At 63.2% G+C, this 8,288-nt stretch carries 9 protein-coding genes; 5 read left to right on the forward strand and 4 right to left on the reverse strand.

Annotated elements, in window-relative coordinates; genetic code table 11:
• Positions 1 to 209: 209 nt before the first annotated feature.
• Positions 210 to 701 carry a Cys-tRNA(Pro) deacylase gene (gene ybaK / locus HV675_RS11915; protein WP_175111105.1) on the forward strand — a complete coding sequence of 164 codons (492 nt, stop codon included), beginning with the start codon at positions 210 to 212 and terminating at the stop codon, positions 699 to 701.
• Positions 702 to 1,022: 321 nt separating this feature from the next.
• Positions 1,023 to 1,667 carry a glycerol-3-phosphate 1-O-acyltransferase PlsY gene (gene plsY, locus HV675_RS11920; RefSeq protein WP_175111106.1) on the forward strand — a complete coding sequence of 215 codons (645 nt, stop codon included), beginning with the start codon at positions 1,023 to 1,025 and terminating at the stop codon, positions 1,665 to 1,667.
• A gap of 152 nt (positions 1,668 to 1,819) precedes the next feature.
• On the opposite strand, the gene HV675_RS11925 is transcribed toward plsY, so the two are convergent.
• Positions 1,820 to 2,305 carry a YajQ family cyclic di-GMP-binding protein gene (locus HV675_RS11925; protein ID WP_175111107.1) on the reverse strand — a complete coding sequence of 162 codons (486 nt, stop codon included), beginning with the start codon at positions 2,303 to 2,305 and terminating at the stop codon, positions 1,820 to 1,822.
• A gap of 207 nt (positions 2,306 to 2,512) precedes the next feature.
• Between HV675_RS11925 and murB the strand changes: the two genes are divergently transcribed.
• A complete protein-coding gene (murB, locus tag HV675_RS11930; RefSeq protein WP_175111108.1) occupies positions 2,513 to 3,571 on the forward strand; it encodes a UDP-N-acetylmuramate dehydrogenase in 1,059 nt (352 codons plus the stop codon).
• Between the two features lie 130 nt (positions 3,572 to 3,701).
• On the opposite strand, the gene HV675_RS11935 is transcribed toward murB, so the two are convergent.
• Entirely contained in the window at positions 3,702 to 4,931 is a 1,230-nt protein-coding gene (locus HV675_RS11935; RefSeq protein ID WP_175111109.1) for an argininosuccinate synthase, read from the reverse strand.
• A gap of 193 nt (positions 4,932 to 5,124) precedes the next feature.
• Complete coding sequence (argF, locus tag HV675_RS11940) at positions 5,125 to 6,054, reverse strand: ornithine carbamoyltransferase (RefSeq protein ID WP_175111110.1); 930 nt, start codon at positions 6,052 to 6,054, stop codon at positions 5,125 to 5,127.
• Between the two features lie 409 nt (positions 6,055 to 6,463).
• Between argF and HV675_RS11945 the strand changes: the two genes are divergently transcribed.
• Positions 6,464 to 6,634, forward strand: a complete 171-nt coding sequence (locus HV675_RS11945) for a hypothetical protein (RefSeq protein WP_175111111.1) — start codon at positions 6,464 to 6,466, stop codon at positions 6,632 to 6,634.
• A gap of 199 nt (positions 6,635 to 6,833) precedes the next feature.
• Positions 6,834 to 7,169, forward strand: a complete 336-nt coding sequence (locus tag HV675_RS11950) for a DUF3579 domain-containing protein (protein ID WP_175111112.1) — start codon at positions 6,834 to 6,836, stop codon at positions 7,167 to 7,169.
• 266 nt (positions 7,170 to 7,435) lie between these two features.
• Here the strand turns inward: HV675_RS11950 and rpsT are convergent, their stop codons facing one another.
• Complete coding sequence (rpsT, locus tag HV675_RS11955; protein WP_175111123.1) at positions 7,436 to 7,714, reverse strand: 30S ribosomal protein S20; 279 nt, start codon at positions 7,712 to 7,714, stop codon at positions 7,436 to 7,438.
• Positions 7,715 to 8,288 lie beyond the last annotated feature (574 nt).

Raw genomic sequence — 8,288 nt, forward strand, 5'->3', positions numbered from 1 at the left:
GCCGGCGCCGGCGGCGGGTGTGCCGGATGCGCCGGATGCAGGTGGGTATGACGGATGACTCAATGCACTCTCCCTCGCAACCCATACGGCGGGCGGCGCCTCTTGCTGACCTTGCTGACTCGCGAACGATCGTGCCACAGGCATCGAGCCCGCACAATTGGCCGTTCGGCAGATGGCGCGCGACAGGCCGCGGACATTACAATGCGCCGATGAGTAAATCCAGACACGTTTCCGAGACGCCCGCGACGCAGTTTCTGCGACGTCACGGCATTGCATTCGGCGAGCATCCGTATGACTACGTCGAGCATGGCGGCACCGAGGAATCGGCGCGCCAGCTCGGTGTAGACGAACATCACGTGGTGAAGACGCTCGTGATGGAAGACGAACATGCGAAGCCGCTGATCGTTCTGATGCACGGCGATTGCACGGTGTCGACCAAGAACCTTGCGCGGCAGATCGGCGCAAAGCGCGTCGAGCCCTGCAAGCCGGAGGTTGCGAACCGGCATTCGGGGTATCTGATCGGCGGGACGTCGCCGTTTGGCACGCGCAAGACCGTGCCGGTCTACGTCGAATCGAGCATTCTGGAACTGGACCGCATATGGATCAACGGCGGGCGGCGCGGCTTTCTCGTCAGTATCGTGCCTTCGGTGGTAACGAGCCTGCTCAACGCGCAGCCGGTGCAGTGTGCGAGCGTTGAATGAGTATTGCACCGCGTGCGCTGCGTGCGCATCGCCGGGGCCGGCCCGTCGCGGCAGTTGCCGAGGGTGGTGAGCAGGCTGGCATGCGGTTGTTGTGCAGCTCGCGGGCGCGGTTCGTCCGGGCTTTGCCAGGTGCGATCGCGCAGACTGCCGAGGGCGGCTTCGGTAGAATGTGCGCCGTCGTGGATGCACAGCGGCGCACGGTAGATGGCCGGCGCAGCGCGTGCAGGAGCGTACATGGCGCGTACGTCTCGCCTGCCGGTCGATTATGTGTAGCGGCAGGCATCCGCTATCGCGCTTTTTGATACCTATAAGAGTTTCGACATGGAAAACCTGATTGTCGCGGTCGTGGCCTATCTGATCGGATCGGTGTCGTTTGCCGTGATCGTGAGCGCGGCGATGGGGCTTGCCGATCCCCGTTCGTACGGGTCCGGCAATCCGGGCGCGACCAACGTGCTGCGTACCGGCAACAGGAAGGCCGCGGTCCTGACGCTGATCGGCGACGCGCTGAAGGGCTGGGTGCCGGTATGGTTCGTCGATCATTTCGGCGCACGCTACGGTCTGGACGAGACGTCCGTGGCGATTGCCGCGATCGCCGTATTTCTCGGCCATCTGTACCCGGTGTTTTTCCGCTTCAAGGGCGGCAAGGGTGTGGCAACCGCCGCGGGCGTGCTGCTCGCGATCAATCCGGTGCTCGGCATCGCAACCGTGCTGACCTGGCTGATCGTTGCTTTCTTCACGCGTTATTCGTCGCTCGCCGCGATTTGCGCCGCGATTTTCGCGCCGCTTTTCGACGGCTTTCTGTTCGGCGCAAATGTGGTCGCGCTGGCGATCGTCGCGATGAGCGCGCTGCTGATCTGGCGCCACCGCGGGAATATTGCGAAGCTGGTGGCGGGACAGGAGAGCCGGATCGGCGACAAGAAGAAACAGGCGGAAGGGGCGGCCGGCGGCGCGGACCCCAAGCGTTGATTACACAAAACGGGCCGCGTGGAGCGGGCTGCAGAAGCACCGGCACAGCCGCACACCGATGGCACAAGCGAGCCCGGGCCGCCGGGCGTACCATCAGCGCCGCGCGTGACGCGTGAATGCCGTCCCGCGCAACTTTCCGCGACTTCGGCCGCTCAGTCCCTGAAGTTGTTGAAATCGAGCGGCGTGTCGGTCACTTCCTTACGCAGCATCGCGATCACGCTTTGCAGATCGTCGCGTTTTGTGCCGGCCACGCGCACCGCGTCGCCCTGAATGCTCGCCTGCACCTTGATCTTGCTGTCCTTCACGAGTCTGACGATCTTCTTTGAGAGATCGCCCGATACCCCTTTCTTGATCGTGACGACCTGCTTGACCTTGTCGCCGCCGATTTTCTCGATCTTGCCGTAGTCGAGAAAGCGCACATCCACGCTGCGCTTCGCCATTTTGCCGAGCAGCACGTCTTTTACCTGGCCGAGTTTGAACTCGTCGTCGGCATAGGCCGTCAGCTCGCGCTCCTTCTGCTCGACACGAGCATCCGATCCCTTGAAATCGAAGCGCGTCGAAATTTCCTTGTTCGACTGCTCGATCGCATTCTTCACCTCAACCATATTGGCTTCGCAGACGACGTCGAACGATGGCATCTCTTTCTCCCATAGTGCCGCAGTGCCGCGTAGGGCGCCCGCCGGGCGCGCACGATGCACTCGCTATAATCATGAACCGGTGTCATTTTACCGACGCCATTTCGTTTGCCCAAGGTTTGTACGTCGCCGGTGCGGCTTTTGCGTTTCGCGCGACCGCGCCGCCGTTTCACCTGAAGCCAGTCCAATACCTTGCCGATTTTCTCCCCGATGTCTGAAGCCGAGCCCATTTCGTTTATTGCCGACTACCCGTTGCGCGCGCATAACACGTTCGGTTTCGACGTGCGTGCGCAGCTTGCGTGCCGGATCGAACGGGACGAGCAGCTGCTTGCGGCGGTGCGCGACCCGCGCGCGGCCGGGTTGCCAAGGCTCGTGCTGGGTGGCGGCAGCAACATCGTGCTCACGCGCGACTTTGCCGGGCTCGTGCTGCTGGTCGCGCTGCGCGGCCGGCGCATCGCGCGCGAAGACGGCGACGCGTGGTACGTCGAGGCGGCCGCCGGCGAAAACTGGCACGAATTTGTCGCGTGGACGCTTGCGCAGGGCCTGCCGGGTCTCGAGAATCTCGCGCTGATTCCCGGCACCGTGGGCGCGGCGCCGATCCAGAACATCGGCGCATACGGGCTCGAGATGGCGGAACGCTTCGCTTCGCTGCGTGCAGTGGAGCTCGCGACGGGCGAAACCGTCGAGCTCGATGCCAGCGCGTGCCGGTTCGGCTATCGCGACAGCGTCTTCAAGCGGGAAGGGCGCGACCGTTTCGTGATCACGTCGGTGACCTTCAGGCTGCCGAAAGCGTGGACGCCGCGCGCCGGCTATGCGGATGTCGCGCGTGAGCTGGCCGCCCGCCGCCACGGCGACGGTAATGGCAGCGTGGACGCCGCGCCGAGCGCGCAGGCCATCTTCGATGCGGTGGTCGGCGTGCGCCGCGCAAAGCTGCCGGACCCGCTTGCGCTCGGCAACGCCGGGAGTTTCTTCAAGAATCCGTTGGTGGACGCCGCCCAGTTCGATGCATTGCGGCAGCGGGAACCGCAGGTGGTGTCGTATGCGCAACCCGATGGGCGCGTCAAGCTGGCGGCCGGCTGGCTGATCGATCGCTGCGGGTGGAAGGGCCGCGCGCTGGGCGCGGCGGCCGTCCATGACCGGCAGGCGCTGGTGCTCGTCAATCGCGGCGGTGCGACGGGCGCTGACGTGCTCGCGCTCGCCACGGCGATTCAGCGTGATGTCGCCGCGCGTTTCGGCGTCGACCTCGAGCCTGAACCGATCTTTCTTTGAATCTCGGGATTCGCGTCGGCGGACTGCAGTCCGTCCGCAGAATCGGCAATCGCAGGAGCGGCATTAAAAAAGCGCCGGTGCACGTGTTCGTGCACCGGCGCTTTCGTTGCGGCTAGTCCGCGCGCGATGCTTACGATCCGCGCTGACGGCGAGCGTTTTCCGCAATCCGCATCCGCAGCGCATTCAGCTTGATAAAGCCGCCGGCGTCCGCCTGGTTGTACGCGCCGCCGTCGTCGTCGAAGGTGGCGATGGTCTTGTCGAACAGCGTTTCCTTCGAATCGCGCGCCACGACCGACACGCTGCCCTTGTACAGCTTCACGCGCACCCAGCCGTTGACCTTTTCCTGCGTGTGGTCGATCAGCACCTGGATCGCGCGGCGCTCCGGGCTCCACCAGTAGCCGTTGTAGATCAGCGATGCGTAGCGCGCCATCAGGTCGTCCTTCAGGTGCGCGACTTCGCGATCGAGCGTGATCGACTCGATGCCGCGGTGCGCCTTCAGCATGGTTGTGCCGCCCGGCGTTTCGTAGCAGCCGCGCGACTTCATGCCGACATAGCGGTTCTCGACCAGATCGAGGCGGCCGATGCCATGCTTGCCGCCGAGGCGGTTCAGTTCGGTCAGCATCGCGGCCGGCGACAGGCGCTTGCCGTTCAGCGCGACCGGATCGCCATGCTCGTACTCGATATCGACGTACTCCGGCTGATCCGGCGCCGCTTCCGGCGACACGGTCCAGCGCCACATATCAGCCTCGGCTTCGGCCTTCGGATCTTCGAGGTGACGGCCTTCGAACGAGATATGCAGCAGGTTCGCGTCCATCGAGTACGGCGCGCCGCCTTGCTTGTGCTTCATCTCGATCGGAATGCCGGCCTTTTCCGCGTACGCGAGCAGCTTCTCGCGCGACAGCAGGTTCCATTCGCGCCACGGCGCGATCACCTTGATGCCGGGCTCGAGCGCGTAGTAGCCGAGTTCGAAGCGGACCTGGTCGTTGCCCTTGCCGGTCGCGCCGTGCGACACCGCCTGGGCGCCGGTGGCGTGCGCGATTTCGATCTGGCGTTTCGCGATCAGCGGGCGGGCGATCGACGTGCCCAGCAGATATTCGCCTTCGTAAATCGTATTGGCGCGGAACATCGGGAACACGAAGTCGCGCACGAATTCTTCGCGCAGGTCTTCGATATAGATGTTTTCCTGCTTGATGCCGAGTTGCAGCGCCTTCTTGCGCGCCGGTTCCAGCTCCTCGCCCTGACCGATATCGGCCGTGAAGGTGACGACTTCGGCGTCGTAGTTGTCCTGCAACCACTTCAGGATGACGGAGGTGTCGAGGCCGCCCGAATAGGCGAGCACGACTTTCTTGATATCGCTCATGATGGACTCGTAGCTGGAAGACTAGTGCGCGCCGGCGGCCCCGGTGCGCGGAAAAACGCTATTTTGACACTAAACTGCCTCGCATCCCGCGTTTTGGAGAGGGCGGCGGGCATGGGCAGACCTTGGACGCCCATCAGGCGCACGACGCGCACCCGTTGCGGCGGGCGCGCCCCGATCTCGCCGCGGGCGCTGCTCAGTGATTCAGCTTGCCGAGCAGCAGGAACTCCAGTAGCGCCTTCTGCACGTGCAGACGGTTCTCCGCTTCGTCCCACACGACGCTTTGCGGGCCGTCGATCACTTCCGCGCTGACTTCCTCGCCGCGATGCGCGGGCAGGCAATGCATGAAGAGCGCGTCCTTGTTTGCGCGCGCCATCATGTCCGCATCGACACACCAGTCCGCGAACGCCTTCTTGCGGGCTTCGTTTTCCGCTTCGAAGCCCATGCTGGTCCAGACGTCGGTGGTGACGAGATCGGCGCCGTCGCACGCTTCGTGCGGGTCGTCGAACTCGTGGTAGAACGGGGCGCTTTCGGCTGCGACGATCGCGCGATCGAGCTTGTAGCCGGGCGGCGTGGACAGGCGCAGCTTGAAACCGAGAATCTGCGCGGCCTGGATCCACGTGTACAGCATGTTGTTCGCATCGCCGACCCATGCGACCGTTTTGTCGCGAATCGGCCCGCGGTGCTCGTAATACGTGAAGATATCGGCCAGCACCTGGCACGGGTGGTATTCGTTCGTCAGGCCGTTGATGACCGGCACGCGTGAATTTTCTGCGAAGCGCTGGATGATGTCCTGGCCGAACGTGCGGATCATGATGATGTCGACCATCCGCGAAATGACCTGTGCGGCATCTTCGATCGGCTCGCCGCGGCCGAGCTGCGTATCGCGCGTACTCATGAACACCGCATGGCCGCCGAGCTGGAAGATCCCGGCTTCGAACGACAGGCGCGTGCGTGTCGAGTTTTTCTCGAAGATCATCGCGAGCGTGCGGTCGTGCAGCGGGTGATAGGTTTCGTAGTTCTTGAACTTGCGTTTCAGAATGCGCGCGCGTTCGAGCACGTATTCGTAGTCGTCGAGCGAGAAGTCCTTGAACTGCAGATAGTGGCGGATGGTTTTGGCGTTCATAAAACAAATACGGCGGTCTCACCCGGCCGAAATGGCCGGACGGCGCCGCCGTCGTTTGTGGTAACTCAATGGAGCATAAAGGATTTTCCAGGGTTTGACGAGTCGGCCGGACGGACGATCGGCCGGCCTGGGCGTTCTCTGGAGGCCGCTTCGGCGTCGCTTTGAGTTCGCCTTGACGTCGCTTTGGCGTAGTGAGAGGCGTGAGCAAAATTGTTGCCGCAGTGTTCGTGAGAGTCTTATGTGCAGTGCGGAAAGAGGTGCGCTGCGATATAATCCATGGGTTTTTCAAAGCCCGGCAGGCAGGCTCCATGCTTGCGGAACACGGCTTGCGTCTCCCGCGCGGCGCATACGGCTTCGGTGAAACACGCGTGGCATTTGCTGCAGGCGTCACGCGAGGGCCATCCGCGCAATGTTCATCGGCCACAGTGCTCATCGGCTTTGCGGCTCGGTGACCCAGGTGCATCAGGTTCAGGTGCATCAAGTTCAGGTGCATCATGTGCAGGCCGGCATCGGTGTAAGCCGCATCGAATGGCTGACGCACATGGCCGGAAATGCATCTGTGAAAGGCCGGCGTGGGTGAAACGCGGGCATCGATGAAGTGCGCGATGAAGTGCGGATCAGCGCCGGTGCGGTGTCGACAGCGCGTCATGCGGTGAGTGGTCCGTCGACAGTCCCGGTCGATAGTTCGTACGCGCTGTGGCACTTCACGCTCGCAGCCGTGTTCTTCAGGCAGCTTTCCGTTGGCGCTCCGCTGGGCACAGTCACACAGGGTTTCGTACATGGCCGACACACCCCCAACCGAGTACTTCATTCAAGGCATTACCAGCGCGGGAAGAAAGTTTCGGCCAAGCGACTGGTCGGAGCGTCTCGCTGGCGTAATGTCGGGTTTCGGTCCGGGGGCGAGGGGGCCGAATGCGCGCCTGCAATACTCGTTGTACGTGCGGCCCACTATTCTCGGCGACCTGAAATGCGTGATCCTCGATTCCCGGTTGCGCGATATCGAGCCGATGGCGTTTGACTTCGTGATGAACTTCGCGAAAGACAACGACCTTGTCGTCACCGAAGCGTGCGAGCTGCCGCCGCATCACGGGACGCAGCAGGGCAGGACGTTCTAGACATGAAAACGCGCCGCACAGCCGGCGCGTTTTTCTTTTGTGCTCCGTGCTCCGCGTTCTGTACTTGTGCTTTTGTGCAATTGCGAACCGCATTGTCGAGCCGTGATAGACCGCGAGCGGGATTTGCGCTCAGGAAGATCGATAACGGGCAAGGTCGACGGCCGGCAAATTCGACGGCCAACAAAAAAGCCCGCCGAGGCGGGCCTTCATGTTGCAGCAGAAACAGGAACCAACCCGCGTGCCGCGGGTTGGCAGGACGTGCGAATTTACTGTGCTGCGGGAGCCTGCAGGCCCTTGACGGCTGCGGCGAGGCGGCTCTTGTGACGAGCGGCCTTGTTCTTGTGAACGATCTTCTTGTCGGCAATGATGTCGATGGTTTTCGACGATGCGCGGAAAATTTCAGCGGCCTTCGCTGCGTCGCCGGCTTCGACTGCCTTGCGGACGGCCTTGATGGCCGTGCGGAACTTCGAGCGCAGCGCCGAGTTGTGCGAGTTGGCCTTGGCGGCCTGACGGGCGCGCTTACGTGCTTGTTTGGAGTTAGCCATGACGGTTGGTTCCTTATCCTGTTCCTGTTTCCAGTGCCGGCCCATTCGACGAAGGCCGATGGCGTGACCCGGCGCTGCTTTTGATTCAACCCGCGGGAGCGATTGCCCGCGAGCGCATGATCGAGTTCAGATACGACTACGACGCGAAGCCTGACCCTTGCCGGAAGGCGAATAAGGTGAGCAAGCTTCGAAACGCGAGATTATAGCAATAAAATCAGGCAAGTGACAAGCGATGGCGGTCCGAGGTTGCGGCGAGCCGGCCGCCATCCCGCGCGCCCATCGCGCCACGCCGGATACGGACGATTTGACCGATTCGCGAATCAGCGATGCTTTCGCGGCACTCGAGGCTCGAAGGTATCTGCCTTCCGGTTTCCGGTACTCACCGCCCGACGCGCGCGCGACGCACCGTCGCCCGCCCGCCGCCTCACGTCTTGCTGACCGCTGCCTCATGCACGGCAACCCCGCACGGCAACCCCGCACGGCAACCCCGCACGGCAACCCCGCACGGCAACCCCGCACGGCAACCCCGCACGGCAACCCCGCACGGCAACCCCGCACGGCAACCCCGCACGGC

This window comes from Paraburkholderia solisilvae, from assembly GCF_902859875.1.
Classification (GTDB): domain Bacteria; phylum Pseudomonadota; class Gammaproteobacteria; order Burkholderiales; family Burkholderiaceae; genus Paraburkholderia; species Paraburkholderia solisilvae.

Excerpts from the sequence above, each read along its gene's own strand:
- ybaK (WP_175111105.1), top strand. The coding sequence starts at position 210 with ATGAGTAAATCCAGACACGTTTCCGAGACGCCCGCGACGCAGTTTCTG.
- plsY (WP_175111106.1), top strand. The coding sequence starts at position 1,023 with ATGGAAAACCTGATTGTCGCGGTCGTGGCCTATCTGATCGGATCGGTG.
- HV675_RS11925 (WP_175111107.1), bottom strand. The coding sequence starts at position 2,305 with ATGCCATCGTTCGACGTCGTCTGCGAAGCCAATATGGTTGAGGTGAAG.
- murB (WP_175111108.1), top strand. The coding sequence starts at position 2,513 with ATGTCTGAAGCCGAGCCCATTTCGTTTATTGCCGACTACCCGTTGCGC.
- HV675_RS11935 (WP_175111109.1), bottom strand. The coding sequence starts at position 4,931 with ATGAGCGATATCAAGAAAGTCGTGCTCGCCTATTCGGGCGGCCTCGAC.
- argF (WP_175111110.1), bottom strand. The coding sequence starts at position 6,054 with ATGAACGCCAAAACCATCCGCCACTATCTGCAGTTCAAGGACTTCTCG.
- HV675_RS11945 (WP_175111111.1), top strand. The coding sequence starts at position 6,464 with ATGTTCATCGGCCACAGTGCTCATCGGCTTTGCGGCTCGGTGACCCAG.
- HV675_RS11950 (WP_175111112.1), top strand. The coding sequence starts at position 6,834 with ATGGCCGACACACCCCCAACCGAGTACTTCATTCAAGGCATTACCAGC.
- rpsT (WP_175111123.1), bottom strand. The coding sequence starts at position 7,714 with ATGGCTAACTCCAAACAAGCACGTAAGCGCGCCCGTCAGGCCGCCAAG.